The organism is Dechloromonas sp. ARDL1 (assembly GCF_051122455.1).
Classification (GTDB): Bacteria; Pseudomonadota; Gammaproteobacteria; order Burkholderiales; family Rhodocyclaceae; genus Azonexus.
Window position 1 is genome coordinate 3,792,577 of the sequence record NZ_CP168939.1, and the last position, 23,131, is coordinate 3,815,707.

A 23,131-nucleotide genomic window follows, 5' to 3' on the forward strand; every position below is an offset into this window, starting at 1 on the left:
GAGAGGTGTTACGACTATGGTTCGCATTATATCCGCGCTCATCTTGGCCGTGACGGCCGTCTGCGCATCCGCCGCCGACCCGCTGCAGCTCGTCGACAACCCGCCGGACCGCCATGTCGTCGTCAAGGGCGATACCTTGTGGGATATCTCCGGCAAGTTCCTGAAGCAACCGTGGCGCTGGCCGGAAATCTGGCAGATGAACAAGGATCAGATCAAGAATCCGCACCTGATCTATCCGGGCGATGTCGTCATGCTCGACATGTCGAGCGGCTCGCCCCGCCTCAAGCTGGGCAAGCGGGTCGGCGGCGCAGCGGGCGGCCCCGGCAAGCTGCAACCGAGCGTGCACAGCGCCCCAGTACAGCAAGTCATTCCCAGCATACCGGCGGGCGCTATCGAGCCCTTCCTCTCGCAGCCGCTGGTCATCGAGGACAGCGAACTCAATACCGGCGTCAAGATCGTTGCCATGCAGGAAGACCGCATGCTGGTCGGTACCGGCGATACTTTCTACGCCAGCGGAATTCCCGACACTGCCATTACGAAATGGCACGTTTTCCGCAAGGGCAAGCCGCTGAAAGACCCAGAAACCGGCAAGGTCATCGCCTACGAAGCCTTCTTCCTCGGCAATGCCCGTCTGGTCAAGCCCGGCGAACCGTCCATGCTGCGCGTTTCCCTCGCCAAGGAAGAAATCGCCCGCGGTGACCGCCTGGTTCCGGCGCCGGAACCGCAGATCATTTCCTATGTGCCGCATCGTCCGGAACAGGATGTATCGGCCCGCGTGATCGGGATCTACGGCGGCCTGCGTGAAGGCGGTGCCAATTCGGTCATTGCGCTGAACGTCGGCAAGAACAATGGCATGGAAATCGGCCATGTCGTTGCGCTCTACCGCAAACGCGTCTCGCTCGACGTCGATCAGGACGGCCGCCGTACAAGCACTCCGGTGCCCGACGAACGCTACGGCCTGGCCTTCGTCTTCCGCGTCTTCAACGGCGTCAGCTACGCGCTGGTCGTCGAATCATCGAAGGCGGTCATTGCCGGAGATTCGGCAAGGAATCCGTGAGCGACACCAATGCCCTGGCCGCCTGGCTGCGGCTGACCCTGATTCCCGGCATCGGCGGCGAGACGCAACGAAAGCTTCTCGCCGCTTTCGGTTTACCCGAAGCCATTTTCGCGGCTGGTCGCCTCGCGGCACGCAGCATTGTCGGCGACCGTGCCGACCTGCTGTTCGATACCGACCCCACCGATGCCATTGAGCACGCCCTCGAATGGGCCGAGCAACCGGGACAAACCATCCTGACCCTGGCCGACCCCGGCTATCCGCCAGCCTTGCTCGAAATTGCCGACCCACCCAATATTCTCTACGTACGCGGCAAGCCGGAGTTGCTGAACCGGCGCGGACTCGCCGTTGTAGGCAGCCGCAATGCCACGCCGCAAGGCGCCCTGACCGCCGAGAGCTTTGCCCGGCACCTGGCAGCCCGGGGCTGGAGCATTGTCAGCGGCCTAGCGCTCGGTATTGATGCCGCCGCCCATCGCGGTGCCCTGGCGGCCAGTGGCGGTACGGTTGCCGTCATCGGTACCGGCGCCGACCGCATCTATCCGGCACGCAACAAGGAGCTGGCACGCGCCATTGCCGAGCGCGGCACCATCGTTTCCGAATTTCCCCTCGGCACCCCGGCCGTCGCTCACAATTTTCCGCGCCGCAACCGGATCATTTCCGGGCTGGCGCGAGGCGTGCTCGTCGTCGAAGCAGCCCCCGAAAGCGGCTCACTGATTACCGCGCGTCTAGCAGCCGAGCAAGGCCGCGAAGTCTTCGCCATCCCTGGCTCCATTCATTCGCCCGTTGCCCGCGGTTGCCACAAGCTGATCAAACAGGGCGCCAAGCTGGTGGAAGCGGCCGGCGACATCCTCGAGGAACTTGGCGACGTTTGCCAACCTCCTGCCAGCGAGCCGACGGTTAGCGCTGCGCCCGGCGAAACCTCCCCACTTCTCACCGCCCTTGGCCACGCCCCCTGCAGCCTGGACGAACTCGTCGAGCGCACCGGGCAGAGCGCCGACACCCTTCTCCCCGAATTACTGACACTCGAACTCGGCGGCATCCTGGGAACGCTTCCGGGCAACCGCTACCAGCGACTCGTCTAGACACTCTCTATATATAGACGGCTTGCCAAGCCGCTCGCGGGGCACTTATCATGCCCCGGCACTCCAACAGGTCGAACCATGTCCAAAAAGCTGATCATTGCCGAAAAACCTTCTGTCGCCGCCGATATCGCGCGGGCGCTGGGCGGATTCACCAAACACGACGATTACTTCGAAAGCGAAGCGTACGTGCTTTCCTCGGCCGTCGGTCACCTGCTCGAACTGGCCTGCCCCGAGGAATTCGAGGTCAAGCGCGGCAAATGGTCTTTCGCCCACCTGCCGGTGATTCCGCCCCACTTCGCACTGAAGCCGATCGAGAAAACCGAATCACGCCTCAAGGTGCTCAACAAGCTGATCAAGCGCAAGGATGTCGAAGGCCTGGTGAACGCCTGTGACGCGGGGCGCGAGGGTGAGCTGATCTTTAATTACATTGCCCAGAACGCCAAGTCCGGCAAGCCGGTACAGCGCCTGTGGCTGCAATCCATGACCCAAGGCGCCATTCGCGATGGCTTTGCCCGCCTGCGTCCGGGGCGTGAGATGGAAGGCCTGGGCGACGCCGCCGTCTGCCGCTCCGAATCCGACTGGCTGGTCGGCATCAACGGAACGCGGGCAATGACCGCCTTCAACTCGAAGACGGGTGGCTTCCACCTGACCACCGTCGGCCGTGTGCAGACACCGACGCTGGCCATCGTTGTCGAACGCGAAAAGAAAATCCGCGAATTCAAGCCGCGCGACTACTGGGAAGTCGAAGCCGAATTCAGCGCCAAGGCCGGCAGCTATAAAGGCAAGTGGTTCGACGAAGCCTACAAGGGTAAAAACGACGACGAACACGCCCGCGCCGACCGCCTGTGGGAAGTCTCCCGCGCCGAAGCCATTCGCGCCGCCACACTGGGAAAGCCCGGCGAAGTGACCGAGGAATCCAAGCCGGAAACCCGCCTGTCGCCGGGCCTCTTCGATCTGACCACGCTGCAGCGCGAAGCCAACGCCCGCTTCGGCTTCTCGGCCAAGACCACGCTGTCGCTGGCCCAGGCGTTGTACGAAAAACACAAGGTCCTGACCTACCCGCGTACCGATTCCCGCTGCCTGCCGGAAGACTACCTGCCGACGGTCAAGGAAACGCTGGCCGTACTGACCGGCCAGGGCGCCGGCAAGGGCCACGACGAAGTGCTGCTCTCGCGCTATTCGCCCTTTGCCCACCAGATCCTGGCTCGCAACTGGGTGCTGCCCAACAAGCGCATCTTCAACAACGCCAAGATCAGCGACCACTTCGCCATCATCCCGACGCCGCAGGCCCCGAAGAACCTGAACGAGATGGAGCAGAAGCTGTACGACTTCGTCGTCCGCCGCTTCCTGTCCGTCTTCTTCCCGGCCGCCGAATACCTGGTCACCACCCGTATCACCCGCGTCGAAGGCCACCCCTTCAAGACCGAGGGCAAGGTGCTGGTCAATCCGGGCTGGCTCGCAGTCCATGGCAAGGAAAGCCAGGAAGGCGACGACGGCAATCTGGTCGCCGTCGAGCCCAAGGAAAAGGTCAAGACCGACGAAGTCACCGTCAAGGCCAACGCCACCAAGCCGCCGCCGCGCTACTCGGAAGCCACGCTGCTCTCCGCCATGGAAGGCGCCGGCAAGATGGTCGACGACGAGGAACTGAAGGCCGCCATGGCCGGCCGTGGCCTCGGCACCCCGGCGACCCGCGCCCAGATCATCGAGAACCTGCTCGGCGAGCAGTACATGCACCGCGAAGGCCGCGAACTAATCCCGACCGCTAAGGCCTTCTCGCTGATGACGCTGTTGAACGGCCTCGGCATCAACGAACTGACCCAGCCGGAACTGACCGGCGATTGGGAATGGAAGCTCGGCCGCATCGAAAAGGGCGAATTCACGCGCGAGGAATTCATGCGCGAGATCGCTGAGATGACCCGCCACATGGTCGAACGCGCCAAGCAGTACGAAGCCGACACCATCCCCGGCGATTTCGGCGTGCTGACCGCCCCCTGCCCGAAGTGCGGCGGCCAGATTCGCGAGACCTACAAGAAATTCCAGTGCGGCGGTTGCGACTACGCGCTGTGGAAGATCGTTGCCGGCCGCCAGTACGAACCGGCCGAAATCGAGCAACTGCTGACCGAAAAGCAGGTCGGCCCGCTGACCGGCTTCCGCAACAAGATGGGCCGCAGTTTCGCCGCCGCCATCAAGCTCAACGACGACCTGCAACCGGAATTCGATTTCGGCCAGGACAAGACGAGCGATGGCAGCGAAGGAGAAGCGGTCGATTTCTCCGGTCAGGAGGCCCTGGGCAAATGCCCGAAATGCGCGGCCAACGTCTACGACAACGGCGCCAACTACGTCTGCGAGAAATCGGTCGGCACCGACAAAACCTGCGACTTCCGTTCCGGCAAGATCATCCTGCAGCAGCCGATCGACGCGGCACAAATGAGGAAACTGCTCACCGACGGCAAAACCGACCTGCTCAAGGAATTCGTCTCGAACCGCACCCGCCGCAAGTTCTCGGCCTATCTGGTCAACCAGAGCGGCAAGGTCGGCTTTGAGTTCGAGAAAAAGGTCGCCAAACCCAAGGCACCAGCCAAGAAAAAAGTAGCTGAATCCTGAGGAAGTACAGGATGAGCCCGTCCAAGCGTGCGAACGCTGCCTGGCTCCCCAGCCTGTCGCTCATCACCCACCGCGAGGACTAAGCCCGGTGAGCAATGATATGCCGTCTGCGGAGTTCAGGGCTTCCGTGGCCAATGCGCTGTTCGACAGTTCACCGGACGGCATTCTGGTCGTCGACCAAAACGATCGGATTGTGGCGGTCAACAAGCAATTCTTCGCTGCCTGGGAGATTCCCGAGCCCTCTCCGACATCGATCTATGGCCAGGCAGATATCGCGGACAGCCATCTCCTGTCCATCGCGTTGCCCCGGGTTGTCAACCCGGATGATTTCCTGGCCCGCATTCGCGAGCTATATGCCGATCCATCGCTCACCGATAATCGGCATATAGCGCTGAAAGACGGACGCACGCTGCACCGCCAGTCCCAGGTACTGCGCGATGCCAGTGGCCGCTACCTCGGACGTGTCTGGTATTTCCGCGACATCACAGAATCTCTCCGTGCCCAGGCCGCGCTGAGGGACAGTGAAATGCGTTATGCAGCAGCCTTCCGGACCACTCATGACGCGATCGCCATTACCTCCCTGACGGACGGCCGCTATCTCGATGTCAATGATGCCTTCCTTGGCATGTCAGGCTATCCGCGCGACGAAATCATCGGGCGAACCGCGAGCGACCTGAATATCTGGGCAGATACAGAAGACCGCGCCCATATCGTTCAGTACCTTGCAACGAGCGACGCACACGGATCTTTCGAAGCCCGCTTTCGCCGCAAGGATGGAAGCCTGCTCTGGGGCGTTTTCTCCGTATCGCGCCTGACCATCGAGGGCCTTCCCTGCTTGTTCTCGATCACGCGCGACATCACCAACCTGAAGGAAGCACACGCCGAATTGGCGCGTCACCATGCTCATCTTGAAGAGCTGGTCGTGGCGCGTACCGCTGAATTGTTGCAGGCCAAGGAAGCCGCAGAATCAGCCAATCGCGCCAAGAGCGCATTCCTGGCCAACATGAGCCACGAAATCCGGACGCCACTCAATGCCATTTCCGGCATGGCCCATCTGATCCGCCGTGGCGGGCTCTCGGAAAAACAGCAAAGCCAACTCAACAAGTTGGAGGCCGCCAGTTCCCATCTCCTCAACCTGATCAATGCCGTCCTCGAACTCTCCAAGATTGACGCAGGCAAGCTGACCTTGCGGAACAGTCCGCTCGCGGTCCCGGAAATAGTCGATAACGTCATCGCCATCCTCCAGCCGAAAGCCGAAGCGAAGAATCTGCCTCTGCGCGTCGTCAATCACGTTCAACCCTGTCACCTGCTTGGCGACGCCACGGCCTTGCAGCAAGCCTTGATCAACTACGTCGGGAACGCCATCAAATTTGCCGACACGGGACAGATCGAAATTCGCATAGCCGTTGCACACGAAGACGCCGAGCACGTAACGCTGCGCTTTGAAGTTGAAGACAGCGGTATCGGCATAGCGCCCGATGTCCTGCCCAAGCTCTTCAATGTCTTCGAGCAAGCCGACAACTCGACAACCCGAAAATACGGAGGAACGGGGCTGGGACTCGCCATTACGCAACGCCTGGCAAATCTCATGGATGGCCAGGCCGGGGCCTCCAGCACACCGGGACATGGCAGCATTTTCTGGTTCACCGCCCGCCTGCAGCGATGCCCCGCGGCAGCCGGCCTCATCGCCGCGTTCGATGAAACCCCGACAGACGATCTGAACTGGCTGCTGGAACGTCCATGCTTACGCGTCCTGGTTGCCGAGGATGAACCGACCAATCGGGATATCGTCGCCGCCATCCTCGAAGAAGCCGGCCTCCACGTTGATCTCGCGGAAGATGGCGTACAGGCGGTGGAGCGCTTCCAACAGTCATCCTACGACCTGATCCTGATGGACATGCAGATGCCCAACATGGACGGCCTGTCAGCAAGCCGCGCGATTCGGGCCTTACCCAACGGCCGTCAGATACCGATCATCGCCACTACGGCCAATGCCTTCACGGAAGATAAGGAACGCTGCCTGGCTGTCGGCATGAATGATTTCATCAGCAAGCCGATTGACCCCGACCATCTGATCAAGTCGGTTGTGCACTGGCTAAGATTCAAGCACGGCAACTGAAGCTGCTGTTCCACGTGGAACGACATCCCTTTCGGAAACGCGCCGATACGGGGCTCAATTACCTACCGATGTCGCACCGGCGAGTGAGCACGACAGCAGCGCGGCACGTACCGCGTCGATAGCTTGCGGACGGGGGAAGGTGACGCGCCAGACCAACCCAACCGTGCGCTTGGGCTGCACACCGGCAAAGGGCAAGACCTTGACCAGCGGCTCCTTGGTCGTCAGCGGGTCGGCTGCCGTGCTGGGCATGACAGCCACGCCAGCGCCGCTGGCGACCATGTAGCGGATGGTTTCCAGCGAGCTGCCTTCGAGCGAGTGTTCGAGCGCATCCGGTGCGCTCAGGCGGGGGCAGGATTCCAGCACTTGATCGCGGAAGCAGTTGCCCTGGCCGAGCAGGAGCAGGTTCTGTCCATCGAGCTCGTCGCCATTCACCGCATCGCGCGCCGCCCAGGGGTGCGACCCCGGAACGACGACGCGGAAGGGTTCGTCGTAGACCGGCTGGGCGACCAGCCCCGGTTCGGCAAAAGGCAGCGCGATGACGATGACGTCGAGCTCGCCGGCCTTCAGCGCCGGAATCAGGTTGCCGGTGAAATCCTCCTTGAGGAACAGCGGCATCTTCGGCGCCTGGCGGTTCAGTGCGGGAATCAGTTGCGGCAGCAGATAGGGTGCGATGGTGTAGATGATGCCGACACGCAGCTGGCCGGTCATCGGATCGCCTGTGGCATCGGCGATTTCCTCCAGCTTGACCGCCTCGTCGAGCACCCGGCGCGCCTGGGCAACAATGCGCTCGCCAAGCGGCGTGATGCGGACATCGCTGGCACCGCGCTCGAACAAGGGTGCGCCGATCTGCCCCTCGACCTTCTTGAGTGCCACCGACAAGGTCGGCTGGCTGACATGGCAGGCATCGGCCGCGCGACCGAAATGACGCTCGCGCGCCAAGGCCACGACATAGCGCATTTCGGTCAGAGTCATTTCACGTATCCCAGTTTTTTCAAATCATCGGCCGACAGCCAGCGCCACTCGCCCGGCTTGATATCCGCCGGCAGGGCCAGTTCGCCAACCGCCTCGCGATGCAGGGCCTCGACCCGGTTGCCGGCGGCGGCGACCATGCGTTTCACCTGATGGTATTTGCCTTCGGTAACGGTCAGTCGCAGCAGGTTTTCTCCGACGATCTCGGCCCCGGCAGCGGCAATCGGCTCCGGTTCGTCGTTGAGCAACACGCCAGCGAGCAGTTGATCGATCTGCGCCTGATCGAGCGGATGCTTGGTCATTGCCAGATAGACCTTCGGCACCTTGCGCTTGGCCGACGACAGCTGGTGGTTCAACTGTCCATCGTCGGTGATCAGCAGCAGGCCGGTCGTGTCTTCATCGAGGCGTCCGATCGGTTGCACCTCGCGCTCGCGCAGCGGAACCGGCAGCAGTTCGAGCACCGACGGATGATGCTGCGGTTTGCGCGAACATTCGTATCCGGCCGGCTTGTTGAGCATCAGGCAGGCGTACTCGGCGTAGGGCCAATCGACGCCATCGACCGAGAAAACCAGGCCATCGGTGGGGATGTCGGCAAACGGGTCGTCGCAGATTTCGCCATTGACGGCGACGCGTTCGTTGCGGATCAGCGCCCGGCAGCCCTTGCGCGTACCGAAGCCGTGTTTCTGGAGGAGTCGTTCAAGTTGCATGGCTGGAATGCTAACATCGGGCCATGAATTTCGAACACCTCATCCAGATCAACGACCTGCAGAATCCGCTGGTCGAAACCCTGACCCGCGACCAGCTCTGGCAAGGCCTGTTGCATCGCGTCGAAGACGCCACCCCGTTCCTGCCCGGGCTGGAAAGCTGCACCATCGTCGAGCGCCACGCCGATCACCTGTTGCGCAAACTCGATTTTGGCGCAGCCGTCATCCACGACCGGGTCACCCTGCATGAACTGCATTGGGTCCGCTTCGACATTCTGCCCGGCGAACAACATGCCGGCGGCAGCCTGACCATTTCCATCGAGGAGCCCGAGCCGGCAGTCCTCTTCCTGCGCTTCGCCTATACGACCACCTTCGCTGCCAACCCGAATTCAGAAGAACGGGCCTACATCGACTACATCAAATCGGCCTACCATCAGTCCGACGTCGACTGCGTGCGTGTCATCCGCACGCTGGCAACCAGCAGTACGCAGCAATAGCCGTAACTCGCGAGGGGCGTGCCCCGGGCAGCACCGGTCCTCCGCTATGTAGACAGCCACCGGCACGACTTGTGCCGAACCACCATCAAGCCGGGGGCATTTCCCGGCTTGATGGCTGAAACCGGCATTAGCTGCCGGAATATTCCAGCGAGGAATGGTGCACGACGATACGCAGATTGCCGGCATCGTCCTTGACGAACTTCCAGGTCTTGTCGACCGTGGTGACCTTGCCCTCCTTGCCGGTAAAGCTCACCTTGCCCATGGTCGTTGCGCTGTCCCCGGCAATGAAAATGGCGTTGTTGGCCACTTCGCACTTGGTCCAGCCTTTGAGCGCGAAACCGCTATCCTTGGGGAAGGCCGGGTCGCCACCAACGAAATAGGACAAGGCACCGGCCCGGGTCGGACGGAAAGTCTGCGGATTCACCGTCAGCGTCGGCTTGAACAGCACGGCACCCATCTGGTAGCCGTAGGCGCTGTCGATCACCTTCTCGGCCAGCGCCTTGGCGGCCGGTTGGCCGGACTTGGCATAAGTGGCGCCAATGTCGAGCAGCGCCTGGCACCAGCCCTGCTGGGCGGCTTGCACTTCGGCTTGGGTGATGGCCTGATTGACGACGATAGTCTGAGATTGGGCCAGGGCGGCGCCACCGAAACAGAGCATCGCTATGGCAATTGACGTACGCTTCATGTTGCAAACTCCTCTAGGGGTTACGGTTGCTTCAACAGGCATGACACCGCATGCCGACACCCCTATTTCAAACGACGCAGTTGAATCCAGCCTGAGCGAAAGATGAGAAATACTGATCGCCTTGATGAACGCCAGATGAACGGTTGTGGGCACCGCAACCGATGCGGAGAATAGACCGATGTTTCGACTCCGCCTTACCTTCGTTCTCGGCCTGATTGCCGCAGTCATCGTCCTCGCGGCCCTGCTTGCCGCGTTGTCGCTCGTCGCCATCGAACGCCAGGTCGTACGCGGCCGCGTCGCCAGCGACATTGCTACCAGCTTCATTCAGCTATCCGCCCAGAAACAGCGCCTACGTACGTGGGTCGCCCAGATGCAGCAGGGCACGCAAGCCGACCTGGCGCAGCGCGATGAACTCGAGACCGCCATGCAGGGGACGGTCCAGCGTCTGTAAGTGCTGGTCGAACAGGCCATACAGCTCGACGGCAGCGTCGAAGCCCGCGAGGAACACCTGCGGCGCGCCGAAGCGCTGACGGTCCTGGAACGCAGCGTCACCGCCTTGATCAAGTCGGTCGACGAAGCCAGGCCGCTGGCCCACAACACCGACTGGCGTTCCGCCTGGGATGCCCATTCACGGGTATTCGACATTGCCGACGGATACGATGTACGCCGACTGGTCGCCGAGAACATTGCCCGCGAATCGGCTGCCGTCCAGCGCGAACGCGCCGCGGCGGATGCCCGTCTCGCGGTCGTGCGCTGGTTATGGCTTGGCGTCGCCGGAGCGCTGGGTGTCGTGACCCTGTTCGCCCTCTTCTACTTCGGCCGCGAGTTGAGGCGGCCGCTGCAACTACTCAGCGAGGGGGCCGATGCCCTTCAGGCGGGAAAGCTGAGTCACCGCATCCCGCTCTCGGGAAATGACGAGTTCTCCGAAGTGGCACGCAGCGTCAACGCGCTGGCCGCCGAACTCGAAGAGCACCGGCAACGCGAATCTGCCCAGCGCCAGCAGCTGGAAGAACAGGTGGCCGCACGCACCGGCGAACTGGCCGATGCCCTGACCGCACTGCGCGAGGCCGATAGCCGGCGGCGACGACTGTTTGCCGATATCAGCCACGAACTCCGCACCCCGACCACGGTCATCCGCGGCGAGGCGGAAATCACCTTGCGCGGCGTCGATAAACCGGCCGTCGAATACCGCCAGGCGCTGGCTCGTATCGTCGATACCGCGCGCCAGCTTGGCTCGGTCATCGATGACCTGCTCAGCATGGCCCGCAACGACATCGACTCCCTGTCGCTGCGTCGCATACCCGTGGATATAGACGAACTGGCCGGCGAAGCCGTTACACAGGCCCGCCCGCTGGCCGAACAACAAGGCGTAAGCCTGATCGGGCCGCCCCGCGTGACGGGTGGCCACGTGGTGCAGGGCGACCCACTGAGGCTGCGCCAGCTCCTGGGCATCCTGCTCGACAACGCAACGCGTTACTCCCGCACCGGCGGCTGTGTCCGGGTCGAAGTGCTGACCCAGGAACGCGAGGCGCACCATCCGGCTCGTGTGCTGCTGACCATCGAAGACCAGGGTATCGGCATTCCAAGGGAAGAACTGCCTCATGTATTCGACCGACATTTCCGGGGCACGCAGGCCCGCCAACACAGTGCCGAGGGCAGCGGGCTCGGCCTCAGCATCGCCCAGGCACTGGCCCAGGCTCACGGCGGCAGCTTGATACTGGAGAGCGGCGCCAGCGGTACGCGTGCCATGCTGAGTCTCCCCGTTGCGCAACAAGACATGCTCGAAGGAGAGGTTGCATGAACATCCTGGTCATCGAGGACGATCCTCGCATCGCCGACTTTCTCGGCCGTGGCCTGCGCGCGGAAGGACATCGGGTGGAAACGGCCGGGGACGGTGTCAGTGGCCTGAGCTCGGCGCGAAGACTGGCGCGGGAATGCGCCACGGAAAGGCAATCCGCCGTCATCGTCCTTGACCTGATGCTCCCCGGAACCAGCGGCCTGGAGATATGCCAGACCTTGCGTGCCGAGGGCGTGGCCCTGCCCATCCTCATTCTCTCCGCGCTCGGAGCTGTGGAAGACCGTGTCGCCGGTTTGCGCCTGGGCGCCGATGACTACCTGCCCAAACCCTTCGATTTCGAAGAACTGCTCGCCCGCCTGGAATCGCTGGCCCGACGCGGCAGGGATGTCCAGCGCACCACCCCCAACCGCTTGCAGGTAGCCGACCTGGTGTTCGACCGCGAACGCATGCAGGCCACCCGTGGTGGCCGCATACTGCAGCTGACGGCCAAGGAATTGGCGCTGCTCGAACTGATGATGAGCGCACCGGGTCGCCTCTTCAGCCGTGAACGCATCCTGGCCAATGTCTGGGGTGTCAGCGAGGACCCACTGACCAATGTCGTGGATGTCTACATCCGCCGCCTGCGCGCCAAAATCGATGCAGAAAGCAGCGATCCGCTGATTCATACCGTACGCGGCCTCGGCTACCGCCTCGAAAGCATCGCGCATCGATAATCGTGCAAAAGCCGGCCGCACCGTACAATCGCCGGCAAACGACCCAAAGAGATCATGGACAAACTCAATTTCCAGCTCAACCGCCTTTTCGGCCTGCCGGGGCCGGGCAAGCACGCGGCGACCGATGTTCAGGACAGCTGTCGCCGACTCTGCCTTGCCATCCGTCGGCCAGCCGATTGGGAACATGCGGCAACCCTCTTGCGCGGCGTCCAGGAAGATATGGAGCTCCCCGCCCCTCTCGTATCGGTTGATGGACGAGGCTTCCGCCTGTGGTTCACGCTGGCTGAACCGGTCTCGCGGGAAAACGGAATTGCCTTCCTGACACAACTGATCGCCCGCTACGCCTCCGAACTCCCCGTTGACCGCATTCAGGCAGAAGCAGCTGACACGATCGAACTGCCTCCGGCACGACTGGGCGACGATGAACGCTGGAGCGCCTTCATCGATCCGAGCATGGGCAGCATGTTCATCGACGAACCCTGGCTGGGCATGGTACCGACTCCGGACAAGCAGGCCGACTTGCTGGCCGGCTTTGAGCGCATCGAACGCGTGGCCTTCGAAGGTGCCCTTTGCCGGCTCGCATCTCCCCAAACACAGGCCGCAGGCGGCGATACGCCTCCTCCGGAAAGCGCCGCCGTGGCTCACGGCAAGCTGCACCTGAGCGGCCCCCATGCCGATCCGCAGAGCTTCCTGCTCGCCGTCATGAACGACCCGAACGCCAGCCCGGCGCTGCGGGTCGATGCGGCCAAAGCCTTGTTGCCCTACGTCTTGCCGGCTAAACAGCCCACCGCCTGATCCGCCGTCGCCGCAGGAGACCGACGGAAAGCGGCTGCCTCATGAACGATAAAGGGGGTACAGTGCGCAGCCTGATTTGTCTTCCTTCATCGCGACCATGATGCTCTTCGCCAAAAGCCTGCTCGGTGCGCTGGCAGTCCTCATCATCGCCCTGCTCGCCGGCAGCCGCCACTTCTACATCGCCGGTCTGGTGCCGCTGTTTCCGACCTTCGCACTGATTGCCCACGCCCTCGTCGGGCAGGAGCGCGGCCCGGAGGCGCTACGAGAAACCGCCCTGTTCGGCCTGTACGCCCTCCTGCCCTATGCGGCCTACCTGCTCGCTGTCTATCTTCTGGCCCCCCGCCTCGGCCTGACCCATACCCTGCTTGCCGCCACCCTGCTCTGGGTAGCCGCGGCAGCGCTGTTGCTGGTCCTCTGGACACGCCTGCACGGCGCATGAAAAAAGCCGAAGGCTTCCGCCTTCGGCTTTCGGGAACAACACCCCAGCGGGGGCAGTCCGGTCTTATTCGACGCCCAGCGAAGCTAGGTAGTCCTCGTAACCGCCCAGATAATCGACGATGCTGCCATCGCCCTTCACTTCGAGGACGCGCGTGGCCAGCGATGACACGAACTCGCGGTCGTGCGACACGAAGACCAGGGTGCCGGGGAATTTTTCCAGCCCGGAGTTCAGGGCCTCGATGGATTCCATGTCGAGGTGGTTGGTTGGTTCGTCGAGTACCAGCACGTTGGGCTTTTGCAGCATCAGCTTGCCGAACAGCATGCGGCCCTGTTCGCCCCCGGAAATGACGTTCACCGGCTTCTTCTGCTCGTCGCCGGAGAAGAGCAGACGGCCCAGCGTGCCGCGAATCAGGGTTTCCAGGTCGCCACCGTCCTCGATGGTGGCGCGGGCATAGCCGGCGATCCAGTCGGTCAGGCTTTGCTCGCCGGCGAATTCGGCGCTGTGATCCTGCGCGTAGTAACCGGTACGCGCCTTTTCCGCCCACTTGAGCGTACCGTACTGCGGCTGCAATTCGCCCATCAGCAGTTTCAGGAGGGTGGTCTTGCCGACGCCGTTTTCACCGATCACGGCAATCTTTTCGCCGCCATTGATGGTCAGGGTCAGATTGTTGAAAATTTTCCGGTCGCTGCCTTCGTAGGCGAAGGAGAGGTTCTCGATCTCCACTGCCTGGCGGTGCAGCTTGAGCTTCTCGTCGTACTCGAAGCGAATCCACGGATATTGGCGCGACGACGGCTTGACGTCTTCCGGCTTCAGCTTGTCGATCAGCTTGAGACGGCTGGTCGCCTGCTTGGCCTTGGAGGCGTTGGCCGAGAAGCGGCGCACGAAGGTCTGCAATTCGGCGATGCGTTCCTTGGCCTTGGCGTTGGCCTGCGACTGGCGTTCGCGGGCCTGCTGCGCGGCTTCCATGAAGTCGTCGTAATTGCCGGCGTAGGTGGTGATCTTGCCGTAGTCCAGGTCGGCCATGTGGGTACAGACCTGGTTCAGGAAGTGACGGTCGTGCGAGATGATGATCATCGTCGAGTCACGGCCGTTCAACACGTCTTCCAGCCAGCGGATGGTGTTGATGTCGAGGTTGTTGGTCGGTTCGTCGAGCAGCAGGATGTCCGGGTTGGCGAACAGGGCCTGGCAGAGCAGCACGCGCAGCTTCCAGCCGGGCGCCACTTCGCTCATCGGGCCGTTGTGCTGTTCGGTCGGAATGCCGACGCCGAGCAGCAACTCACCGGCGCGCGACTCGGCGGTGTAGCCGTCGTATTCGCCGACCTTGCCTTCGAGTTCGGCGGCGCGCATGTAGTCGTCTTCGGTGGCTTCCGGGTTGGCGTAGATGGCGTCGCGTTCCTGGATGGCGGTCCACAGTTCCTCGTGGCCCATCATCACGACGTCGAGGACGCGCATGTCTTCGTAGGCGAACTGATCCTGGCGCAGGTAGGCCATGCGCTCATGGACATCCTTCGACACGTTGCCGGCCGACGGTTCGAGCGCACCGCACAGGATCTTCATGAAGGTCGACTTGCCCGCCCCGTTGGCGCCGATCAGGCCGTAGCGGTAGCCCTCGCCGAACTTGACGTTGACGTTCTCGAACAGGGGTTTGACCCCAAACTGCATGGTGATGTTGGCGGCGACGAGCACAGCGGTTCCGATCTCAAAATAACGGTAAAACGAAGGGGCGAATTTTACCTGTTTTCAACGGGTTGACCGCGCACGGATGCCCCCTATTTGTGCACTGCGGTGTAAGATTTGCGGCCACAATAAAAATTTCCCGGGAAAGAGACAGCACATGGTTCCCCACCTCACCACCGCCCTCACCGGGCCGCTCCTCGAACTGGAACGCCGCTTCCTGGCCGCCAGTCCGCAAATCGAGCACTGGCTGCGCGGCCAGTGGCTGGAACACACGCCGCCGTTTTATTCCTCGGTTGATCTGCGCAATTCCGGCTTCAAGCTGGCGCCGGTGGACACCAACCTCTTCCCCGGCGGCTTCAACAACCTCAATCCGGCCTTCCTGCCGCTGTGCGTGCAGGCGGCGATGAGTGCCATCGAGAAATTCTGCCCGGATGCGCGCAGCCTGCTGCTGATTCCGGAAAACCACACACGCAACCAGTTCTACCTGCAGAACGTTGCGCAGATCGCCGCCATCCTCAAGCAGACGGGGCTGAACGTGCGCATCGGCACGCTGCTGCCGGATATCGACAAACCGACGACCATCGACCTGCCCAACGGCCACAGCCTGCTGCTCGAACCGCTGGTGCGTACCCCCTACCGCCTCGGGCTGGACGGCTTCGACCCCTGCGCCATCCTGCTCAACAACGACCTGTCGGCCGGCATCCCGCCCATCCTGCAAGGTCTCAACGAGCAGGTCGTTCTGCCGCCGGTGCACGCCGGCTGGGCCGTGCGCCGCAAGTCCAACCACTTCGCCGCCTACGACCAGGTTGCCAACGACTTCGCCAAGGCCATCGGCATCGATCCCTGGCGCATCAACCCGGCCTTCTCGGTGTGTCGCAGCATCAACTTCCACGAGCGGCAGGGCGAGGAATGCCTGGCCGCCAACGTCGCCGCCGTGCTCGACCTGGTCAAGGAAAAGTACCGCGAGTACGACATCGATGAGACGCCCTACGTGGTTGTCAAGGCCGATGCCGGCACCTACGGCATGGGTGTGATGACCGTGCGCGATGCCGACGAGGTAATCGCGCTCAACCGCAAGCAGCGCAACAAGATGAGCGTGATCAAGGAAGGCCTCGAAGTCTCCGAGGTGCTGATCCAGGAAGGCGTCCACTCCTTCGAGACGCTGAACGAGGCAGTGGCGGAGCCGGTGATCTACATGATCGACCGTTATGTCGTCGGCGGCTTCTACCGCGTGCATACCGGGCGCGGCAAGGACGAGAACCTCAACGCGCCGGGCATGCATTTCGAGCCGCTAGCCTTCGAAACCGGCTGCAACCTCCCCGACTACCGCTGCGGCAACCCGGATTCGCCGCCCAATCGCTTCTACGCGTACGGTGTGGTCGGTCGCCTGGCCTGCCTGGCCGCCGCCATCGAGCTCGAGCGCACGGCGCCCGAGACCGACGAGGACTGATGGCGCAACAGCTGCATTTCGAGAAGCATCTGCTCGGCGGCAGCAGCCGGTCGCTGAAACTGGCGTTCATCCTCGATCCGCTGCCCGAGCTGAAGGCGTGGAAGGACTCGTCGGTAGCCATGATGCGTGCCGCCGAGAAGCATGGCCACGAGGTCTATGCCATCGAGGCCCGGACGCTGGGCTGGCGCAAGCCGGACGGCGCCCACCCCGGCGGCGTCTCCGGCGAAACCCTGCACCTGCATCTGCGCCCTGACGACCACGACTGGTACCGCGAAACCGGCCGCGAATGGATGCCGCTAACCGCCTTCGACGCAGTGGTCATGCGCAAGGACCCGCCCTTCGATTTCGAGTACCTGACCGCCACCTGGCTGCTCGAACGGGCCGAAGCCGACGGCGTACGCGTCTTCAACCGGCCGCGCGCCCTGCGCGACCACTCCGAAAAGCTGGCGATCATGGAGTTTCCGGACTTCGCGCCGCCCACCCTGGTCAGCCGCGACATGGCGCAACTCCAACATTTCGTCGACGCGGAACGCGACGTCATCCTCAAGCCGCTCGACGGCATGGGCGGCAGCCAGATTTTCCGCGTGCACCGCAACGACCCCAACCGCAACGTCATTCTCGAAACGCTGACCCACACGGGCGCGCGCACCGTCATGGCGCAGCGCTACCTGCCGGAGATCGCCCACGGCGACAAACGCATCCTGCTCATCGGCGGCCAAGCGGTACCCTGGTGCCTGGCGCGCATCCCCAAGGCCGGCGAGACGCGCGGCAACCTGGCCGCCGGTGGCACCGGCGTCGCCCAGGAATTGTCAGGGCGCGACCGGCAGATCGCCGAAGCGCTCGGCCCCATCCTCTTCAAGCGCGGCCTGATGCTGGTCGGCATCGACGTCATCGGCAACTACCTCACCGAAATCAACGTCACCAGCCCGACCTGCATGGTCGAGATTCGCCAGCAATCGGGCTTCGACGCGGCCGGCGCCTTCATCACCGCCATCGAACACGCATGCGGCCTGGCCTGAGGCGCTTTCTGGTCGGGCTCTGCGCGCTGCTGCTGGCCGCCTGCAGCCGTACGCCGCTACAGGAACAGCAGGCCTACGTTTTCGGCACCCGTGTCGAAGTCATCGTCGTCGGCGACGACCCCGCCCAGGGTCGCCAGGCCATTGCCGCCGTGCTGCGCGAATTCGACCGCCTGCACCACGCCTATCACGCCTGGCAGCCCTCCGAACTAAGTGCCCTCAACGACGCCATCGCCGCCGGCAAGCCGCAGACGGTGACGCCCGAACTGGCCGGCTTCATTCGTGAGGCCCAGGCGCTGTCAAAGCAGGGCGAGCACCTGTTCGACCCTGGCATCGGCCGGCTGATCAAGCTGTGGGGTTTCCAGGCCGACGAATTCAGGGCTGACTTGCCGCCCGAAGCCGACATCAAGGCCTGGCTGGCCGGCAAGCCGTCGATCGCCGACATCGTCATCGACGGCAATACGGTTAAAAGCCGCAACCGCCAGGTCGCCCTCGATTTCGGCGGTTATCTGAAGGGCGTCGCCCTCGACCGGGCAGCGGGCATCCTGCGCGACATGGGCATCCGCAACGCACTGATCAACATCGGCGGCAATGTCATGGCGCTGGGCAGCAAGGAAGGCAAGAAATGGCGCGTCGGCATCCAGCACCCGCGCCAGCCCGGCCCTCTCGCCACCGTGACGCTCGCCGACGGCGAAGCGATCGGCACCTCCGGCGATTATCAGCGCTTTTTCGAGGTTGCCGGCCAGCGTTACCCGCACCTGCTCGACCCGCGCAGCGGCTATCCAGCCGCCCACACGCAGGCGGTGACCGTGCTGATTCCCGCCGACGCCGGGTCCGGTACCCGCTCCGATGCCGCCTCGAAGCCGATTTTCATCGCCGGCCCAGAGGCCTGGCGCGACATGGCGCGCAAAATGGCGGTCGGCCTCGTCCTGCGTGTCGACCGCGACGGCCGCATCTTCGTCACCGAGGCCCTGAGCCAGCGCCTGGAATTCGTCGGGAAAATCCCCGAAATAATCGTCGTCCACTAGCACGCCCCCCCAACACTGGCTTTCCCGTTCGCGCATCCAGGGCAACACCACCTACGCCCATCACATAATTTGTTGACACGGGAATACGCCAGCCGTATATCTCGACACAAAGTCGCCACAGAATGAAATTGAGGCCTCCAGCGATGGGCCGTCATCGGGAATATGACCAGAGGGGGGAGAAGGGATGCTACGCAGCGTTTCCTTCAGGATGCCGGGGTTCGCCAACAGCCTGATCGTGCGTATCGGGCTGCTCATTCTGCTGGCGCTGATGGCATTCGCGGCCTCTGTTTACCACCTGATCGGCCGGCCGACCGTCGACCGCCTGGCCAGGTCGCAGATGGAACTCGCCGCCGAACAGCTCGAGGCCCGCTACACCCGCCTCCTCAAGACGGTCGAGGTCACCCTGCGCAGCAGCCAGGGCTGGGGCAAGAACGGCAATCTCGATTTCGACGAACTGTTGCGCTTCAACGAGTTCTTTTTCCCGATCATCGCCCATCACGGCGAAATCGCCTCGGTTGTTTTCGCGCACGAATCCGGGCGCGAAATCCTGTTGCTGATGACCGAGGAAGGCCACTGGATCAACCGGATTTCCAATCCGGAGGCGTGGGGAAGCCAGACCTACTGGATCACCTGGAATGCCAATCGGCAGATCACGCAGGTCGACATGCGCGAGCGCCATTACGACGCCCGCGAACGGCCATGGTTCAAGGGTGCGCAGGCGCTAACCGACGACGATGCGGTGTTCTGGACCGAGCCCTACATTTTTTTCACCACCCGCGCCCCCGGCATCACCGCGAGCATGCGCTGGCAAGCCGCCGATGGCTCGCGCTATGTGATCGCCCACGACGTCCGGCTGATCGACATCGCCGAATTCACCACCCACATGGCGATCAGCCCCCATGGCAAGGCTGCCCTCTTTCTCAAGGAAGGGCGGATGATCGCCCTGCCCAGTGATCCGCGCTTCACGGACCGCCAGGCCATGCAGGATGCCTTGCTGAAGACCCCGGAAGACCTCGGCCTCCCCGAACTGGCGAGTGCCTTCCAGGCATGGCAGGCCGAACCCGATCCCGCCCAGGGCGTGCATCGCATCGCGCATGCGGACGGCCTCTGGATCAGCCTCTTCAGGCCGATCAAGGATACCGGGGTATGGCTCGGCGCGACGGCGCCGGAAAGCGATTTTGTCCCCATCACCCGGCAGGATCTGCTCCTGCTCGGCCTGATCACCCTGGCGGCCTTGGCGCTGGGGATGGTGGTCGCCATCCGGATCGCCAAGCGCTTCGGCGAACCCCTGATCGCCCTGGCCAACGACAGCGCGCGCATCGGCGACATGAACCTGGACGCCCCCGTCACCACCGATGCCCGCTGGCGGGAGGTTGTCCGCCTCGCCAACGCCCTCGACGCCATGCGCCAACACCTGCAGGATGCCCGCCGGAAGCTGGAAGACGCCAACAGCGCGCTGGAACAGAAGGTTTCCGCCCGCACCCTGGCCCTGCGCCAGAACCAGGACATCCTGCAGAAACGGGAAGCCTTCTTCCGCGCCATTTTCGACAATGCGGCGGTCGGCATCGTCAGCCTCGACCGGGAACGCAAACCGACGCTGGTCAACCCGGCATTCGCCCGCTTCATCGACCAACCGATAGCGCAGTTGCTCGCCCGGCCGGACAGCATCGCGCTACCTGCCGATGTCCTGGGCCGCATGGACGATCTGCTGGCGCAGGATCAAACAGCCGGCAAGCAAAGCCTGCGCAACGAATTCGAATTCGTTACTCCGGGAAGTGAATCGCGCTGGGGCGACGTGCAGCTCACCGCCATCCGCAACGGCAATCACGAACTCGACTCCATCCTGATCACGGTACTCGACGTGTCCGACCGGCGCGAGATCGAAGCCGAACTGATCCGCCAGTTCGCGCTACTGCAAGCGCTCCTCGATACCATCCCCAACCCCATTTTCTACAAGGGCGCCAACACCCGCTTCCTGGGCTGCAACCAGGCTTATGAGTCGTTTTTCGGCATCCGGCGCCAGGAATTCGTCGGCAAGCGCGTACTGGACCTGACCTATATCCCGGAAGAAGCACGCCAGGCCTACCAGGCAGAGGACGAACGGATCATCGCCGAGTGCGACCGGGTGACCCACGAAGTCCAGCTGGTCGATGCCGAAGGGCGGCGACGCGACGTCCTCTACTCGGTCAGCGGTTTCAGCACACCGGACGGCCGGCCGGATGGGCTGGTCGGCGTCATCGTCGACATCTCCGCCCAGAAGGAGGCCGAGCGGGAAGCCGGCCGGGCCCGCGAGGCGGCCGAGGCGGCCGCGGCGGCGAAAGCCGATTTCCTGGCCAATATGAGCCACGAAATCCGCACCCCGATGAACGCCATCATCGGCATGACCCACCTCGCCCTGCGCACCGAGCTGGATACGCGCCAGCGCAATTATCTGAACAAGGTCGACAGCGCCGCCAAGGGGCTGCTCGGCATCATCAACGACATTCTCGATCTGTCCAAGATCGAGGCGGGGAAGATGCATTTCGAGCACGTGCCTTTCAGCCTCGATGCCGTCCTGCGCAATCTCGGCGACCTATGCGGCATGAAGGCGCGCGACCGTGGGCTGGAGCTGATCTATGACATCGCCCCCGAGCTTCCCGACCACCTGCTGGGCGACCCGCTGCGCCTCGGGCAGATACTGCTCAATCTGGTCGGCAATGCCATCAAGTTCACCGAGGTCGGGGAAATCAAGGTGGCTGTCTCCATCGCATCGCGGCGTGAACAAGGCATCGAACTCGCCTTCGAGATCATCGACAGCGGCATCGGCATGAATGCCGAGCAACAGGAAGGGCTGTTTGCCGCGTTTTCCCAGGCCGATGCGTCGACCACGCGCAAATACGGCGGCACCGGACTGGGATTGTCGATCTGCAAGCGCATCGTCGACCTGCAGGGCGGCAGTATCGGCGTCCGCAGTCAGCCCGGAGTCGGCAGCTGCTTCACCTTCCGCCTTCCATTCGGCCTCCCGGCCGGAGAGGCCGAAACGTCCCGGCGAGTCGGATTACCGAACGGCCTGCGGGCCTTGGTCGTCGACGACAGCCCCGGCGCCTGCGATGTGTTCCTGCACATGCTGGACATGCTGGGGATCGAAGGACAGGCCGAATTCGGCGCGGCGCCGGCCCTTGCCGCCATCGCCACGGCACAGGCGGCGCATCGTGCCTACGGCCTGCTCATCGTCGACTGGAAGATGCCCGGCATGGACGGCGTCGAACTACTCCGCGAAATCGACCACCAGTACCCCGATCTCTCGCCAGCGGTCGTCATGGCGACTGCCTACGACCCGGAGGAACTGCAGATCGCGCTGGGCGAATGCCAGGTCGGCGCCATTCTGGTCAAACCGGCAACCCCTTCAGCGCTGTTCGACGCCATCATGCAGGCCCTGCATCGCGACGCCGCCCACCGCGACGTTGCCGGCCGCAAGCCACACGGCCCGGGTCGCCGCTTCTCCGGCCAACGCGTGCTGCTCGTCGAAGACAACGAGGTCAACCGCGAACTGGCCGAGGAAATGCTGACCGGCATCGGCCTCAATGTCGACACCGCGGAAAACGGCGAGATTGCGCTTCGGAAAGTAGGCGCCACCGCCTACGATCTGGTCCTGATGGATTGCCACATGCCGGTCATGGACGGCTACACCGCAACCGAAGCCATCCGCCGCTTGCCGGGCTGCGAGCAACTGCCTATCGTCGCCATGACCGCCAATGCCCTGACCAGCGACCGGGAGCGCTGCCTGGCCATCGGCATGAACGACCACATACCGAAACCCATCGACATCGCCGTTCTCCACGATACCCTGGGGCGCTGGCTGGGCGAACCCTCATCCGCCGACGACGCTCCCCCAGCCGAAGCCGATGCATCCGGGACGGATCTCCCCTCGGCCAACGGCGAGATCGATTCCACCGCCGCCCTCTCCCGGCTCGGCGGTAACCGCGCCCTGTACGACCGCTTGCTCGTCCGCTTCTGCGAAAACCAGGCAGATGCGACCAGCCAATTGCTGGCCGACCAGGCCCGCCGCGATAGCGGCGCAATGCTGTTGCGCGCGCACACGCTGCGGGGCTTGGCCGCCAACATCGGGGCCGACGGACTTGCCAAACAGGCAGGCAAACTTGAAGAGTTGCTCAAAAGCGACCTCGCCGCCATGCATCCGGGCATCGATGCCCTGCTGGAAACCCTGGGCAGGACACTGCCCGCCGTTATCGCCCGGGCGCGCGAAATCCACGACGAGGCGCCATCCGCCGAAATGCGGCCGATTGACGCAATGTCGGCCGGCGCCATATCCAATCTGCATATCCTGCTTGATAATGACGACGCCGCCGCCGTGCGGGCCTTCGATGAAATTGCCAGTCAGCTCAGGCAATCATTCGACCCCCGGCAGGTTGAACGGCTCGCCCGCCAGATCAATCAGTACGCCTTTGACGATGCAAAAGAAACCCTGCATCAGATGACCACCGAACGAAACAACACCTGA

Annotated in this window: 18 protein-coding genes; 14 read left to right on the top strand and 4 right to left on the bottom strand. The window is 63.3% G+C overall.

Going from position 1 to position 23,131, the window contains the following annotated elements; all coding sequences use genetic code 11:
• Positions 1 to 16 precede the first annotated feature (16 nt).
• From AB6Q56_RS18735 to AB6Q56_RS18750, 4 genes are all read left to right on the top strand, one after another.
• Entirely contained in the window at positions 17 to 1,057 is a 1,041-nt protein-coding gene (locus AB6Q56_RS18735; protein WP_434514550.1) for a LysM peptidoglycan-binding domain-containing protein, read from the top strand.
• Positions 1,054 to 2,136, top strand: coding sequence for a DNA-processing protein DprA (dprA, locus tag AB6Q56_RS18740; RefSeq protein ID WP_434514551.1), 1,083 nt, complete (start codon positions 1,054 to 1,056; stop codon positions 2,134 to 2,136). The genes AB6Q56_RS18735 and dprA overlap by 4 nt, the downstream gene beginning before the upstream one ends.
• 78 nt (positions 2,137 to 2,214) lie before the next feature.
• Positions 2,215 to 4,740, top strand: coding sequence for a DNA topoisomerase III (locus tag AB6Q56_RS18745; protein ID WP_434514552.1), 2,526 nt, complete (start codon positions 2,215 to 2,217; stop codon positions 4,738 to 4,740).
• Between the two features lie 88 nt (positions 4,741 to 4,828).
• The gene (locus AB6Q56_RS18750) at positions 4,829 to 6,859 is read left to right on the top strand and encodes a response regulator (RefSeq protein WP_434514553.1); all 2,031 of its coding nucleotides are present in this window, start codon (positions 4,829 to 4,831) and stop codon (positions 6,857 to 6,859) included.
• Between the two features lie 54 nt (positions 6,860 to 6,913).
• Here AB6Q56_RS18750 and AB6Q56_RS18755 read toward each other — a convergent pair whose 3' ends face one another.
• Both AB6Q56_RS18755 and AB6Q56_RS18760 read right to left on the bottom strand, forming a co-directional pair.
• Positions 6,914 to 7,831, bottom strand: a complete 918-nt coding sequence (locus tag AB6Q56_RS18755) for a hydrogen peroxide-inducible genes activator (protein ID WP_434514554.1) — start codon at positions 7,829 to 7,831, stop codon at positions 6,914 to 6,916.
• A complete protein-coding gene (locus AB6Q56_RS18760) occupies positions 7,828 to 8,535 on the bottom strand; it encodes a 16S rRNA pseudouridine(516) synthase (RefSeq protein ID WP_434514555.1) in 708 nt (235 codons plus the stop codon). Before AB6Q56_RS18760 ends, AB6Q56_RS18755 begins: the two co-directional genes overlap by 4 nt.
• A gap of 23 nt (positions 8,536 to 8,558) precedes the next feature.
• Between AB6Q56_RS18760 and AB6Q56_RS18765 the strand changes: the two genes are divergently transcribed.
• The gene (locus tag AB6Q56_RS18765; protein WP_434514556.1) at positions 8,559 to 9,029 is read left to right on the top strand and encodes an SRPBCC family protein; all 471 of its coding nucleotides are present in this window, start codon (positions 8,559 to 8,561) and stop codon (positions 9,027 to 9,029) included.
• Between the two features lie 127 nt (positions 9,030 to 9,156).
• Here AB6Q56_RS18765 and AB6Q56_RS18770 read toward each other — a convergent pair whose 3' ends face one another.
• Positions 9,157 to 9,714: a hypothetical protein gene (locus tag AB6Q56_RS18770; protein WP_434514557.1), complete on the bottom strand. Its 558-nt coding sequence runs from the start codon at positions 9,712 to 9,714 to the stop codon at positions 9,157 to 9,159.
• Positions 9,715 to 9,892: 178 nt separating this feature from the next.
• Between AB6Q56_RS18770 and AB6Q56_RS18775 the strand changes: the two genes are divergently transcribed.
• The 5 genes from AB6Q56_RS18775 to AB6Q56_RS18795 all read left to right on the top strand — a co-directional run bounded on the left by AB6Q56_RS18775 (position 9,893) and on the right by AB6Q56_RS18795 (position 13,459).
• Complete coding sequence (locus tag AB6Q56_RS18775) at positions 9,893 to 10,165, top strand: hypothetical protein (RefSeq protein ID WP_434514558.1); 273 nt, start codon at positions 9,893 to 9,895, stop codon at positions 10,163 to 10,165.
• Positions 10,166 to 11,515: a sensor histidine kinase gene (locus AB6Q56_RS18780; RefSeq protein ID WP_434514559.1), complete on the top strand. Its 1,350-nt coding sequence runs from the start codon at positions 10,166 to 10,168 to the stop codon at positions 11,513 to 11,515.
• Positions 11,512 to 12,225, top strand: coding sequence for a response regulator transcription factor (locus tag AB6Q56_RS18785; RefSeq protein ID WP_434514560.1), 714 nt, complete (start codon positions 11,512 to 11,514; stop codon positions 12,223 to 12,225). The genes AB6Q56_RS18780 and AB6Q56_RS18785 overlap by 4 nt, the downstream gene beginning before the upstream one ends.
• 54 nt (positions 12,226 to 12,279) lie before the next feature.
• Complete coding sequence (locus tag AB6Q56_RS18790; RefSeq protein WP_434514561.1) at positions 12,280 to 13,020, top strand: hypothetical protein; 741 nt, start codon at positions 12,280 to 12,282, stop codon at positions 13,018 to 13,020.
• Positions 13,021 to 13,096: 76 nt separating this feature from the next.
• A complete protein-coding gene (locus AB6Q56_RS18795; RefSeq protein WP_434514562.1) occupies positions 13,097 to 13,459 on the top strand; it encodes a GlpM family protein in 363 nt (120 codons plus the stop codon).
• Between the two features lie 63 nt (positions 13,460 to 13,522).
• On the opposite strand, the gene AB6Q56_RS18800 is transcribed toward AB6Q56_RS18795, so the two are convergent.
• Positions 13,523 to 15,145, bottom strand: a complete 1,623-nt coding sequence (locus tag AB6Q56_RS18800; RefSeq protein ID WP_434514563.1) for an ABC-F family ATPase — start codon at positions 15,143 to 15,145, stop codon at positions 13,523 to 13,525.
• Positions 15,146 to 15,293: 148 nt separating this feature from the next.
• Between AB6Q56_RS18800 and gshA the strand changes: the two genes are divergently transcribed.
• From gshA to AB6Q56_RS18820, 4 genes are all read left to right on the top strand, one after another.
• Positions 15,294 to 16,586 carry a glutamate--cysteine ligase gene (gshA, locus tag AB6Q56_RS18805; RefSeq protein ID WP_434514564.1) on the top strand — a complete coding sequence of 431 codons (1,293 nt, stop codon included), beginning with the start codon at positions 15,294 to 15,296 and terminating at the stop codon, positions 16,584 to 16,586.
• The gene (gshB, locus tag AB6Q56_RS18810) at positions 16,586 to 17,605 is read left to right on the top strand and encodes a glutathione synthase (RefSeq protein WP_434514565.1); all 1,020 of its coding nucleotides are present in this window, start codon (positions 16,586 to 16,588) and stop codon (positions 17,603 to 17,605) included. The genes gshA and gshB overlap by 1 nt, the downstream gene beginning before the upstream one ends.
• Positions 17,590 to 18,630 (top strand): FAD:protein FMN transferase, encoded by a 1,041-nt coding sequence (locus AB6Q56_RS18815; RefSeq protein WP_434514566.1) that lies wholly within the window; start codon positions 17,590 to 17,592, stop codon positions 18,628 to 18,630. The genes gshB and AB6Q56_RS18815 overlap by 16 nt, the downstream gene beginning before the upstream one ends.
• Before the next feature lie 184 nt (positions 18,631 to 18,814).
• On the top strand, positions 18,815 to 23,131 hold the full coding sequence (locus AB6Q56_RS18820) for a response regulator (RefSeq protein WP_434514567.1): 4,317 nt from the start codon (positions 18,815 to 18,817) through the stop codon (positions 23,129 to 23,131).

What these genes read in the sequence shown, in the direction of transcription:
- AB6Q56_RS18820 (WP_434514567.1), top strand. Translation starts at nt 18,815, where the DNA reads ATGCTACGCAGCGTTTCCTTCAGGATGCCGGGGTTCGCCAACAGCCTG.
- AB6Q56_RS18790 (WP_434514561.1), top strand. Translation starts at nt 12,280, where the DNA reads ATGGACAAACTCAATTTCCAGCTCAACCGCCTTTTCGGCCTGCCGGGG.
- AB6Q56_RS18760 (WP_434514555.1), bottom strand. Translation starts at nt 8,535, where the DNA reads ATGCAACTTGAACGACTCCTCCAGAAACACGGCTTCGGTACGCGCAAG.
- AB6Q56_RS18775 (WP_434514558.1), top strand. Translation starts at nt 9,893, where the DNA reads ATGTTTCGACTCCGCCTTACCTTCGTTCTCGGCCTGATTGCCGCAGTC.
- AB6Q56_RS18755 (WP_434514554.1), bottom strand. Translation starts at nt 7,831, where the DNA reads ATGACTCTGACCGAAATGCGCTATGTCGTGGCCTTGGCGCGCGAGCGT.
- AB6Q56_RS18745 (WP_434514552.1), top strand. Translation starts at nt 2,215, where the DNA reads ATGTCCAAAAAGCTGATCATTGCCGAAAAACCTTCTGTCGCCGCCGAT.
- gshB (WP_434514565.1), top strand. Translation starts at nt 16,586, where the DNA reads ATGGCGCAACAGCTGCATTTCGAGAAGCATCTGCTCGGCGGCAGCAGC.
- AB6Q56_RS18785 (WP_434514560.1), top strand. Translation starts at nt 11,512, where the DNA reads ATGAACATCCTGGTCATCGAGGACGATCCTCGCATCGCCGACTTTCTC.
- gshA (WP_434514564.1), top strand. Translation starts at nt 15,294, where the DNA reads ATGGTTCCCCACCTCACCACCGCCCTCACCGGGCCGCTCCTCGAACTG.
- AB6Q56_RS18815 (WP_434514566.1), top strand. Translation starts at nt 17,590, where the DNA reads ATGCGGCCTGGCCTGAGGCGCTTTCTGGTCGGGCTCTGCGCGCTGCTG.
- AB6Q56_RS18770 (WP_434514557.1), bottom strand. Translation starts at nt 9,714, where the DNA reads ATGAAGCGTACGTCAATTGCCATAGCGATGCTCTGTTTCGGTGGCGCC.
- AB6Q56_RS18735 (WP_434514550.1), top strand. Translation starts at nt 17, where the DNA reads ATGGTTCGCATTATATCCGCGCTCATCTTGGCCGTGACGGCCGTCTGC.
- AB6Q56_RS18765 (WP_434514556.1), top strand. Translation starts at nt 8,559, where the DNA reads ATGAATTTCGAACACCTCATCCAGATCAACGACCTGCAGAATCCGCTG.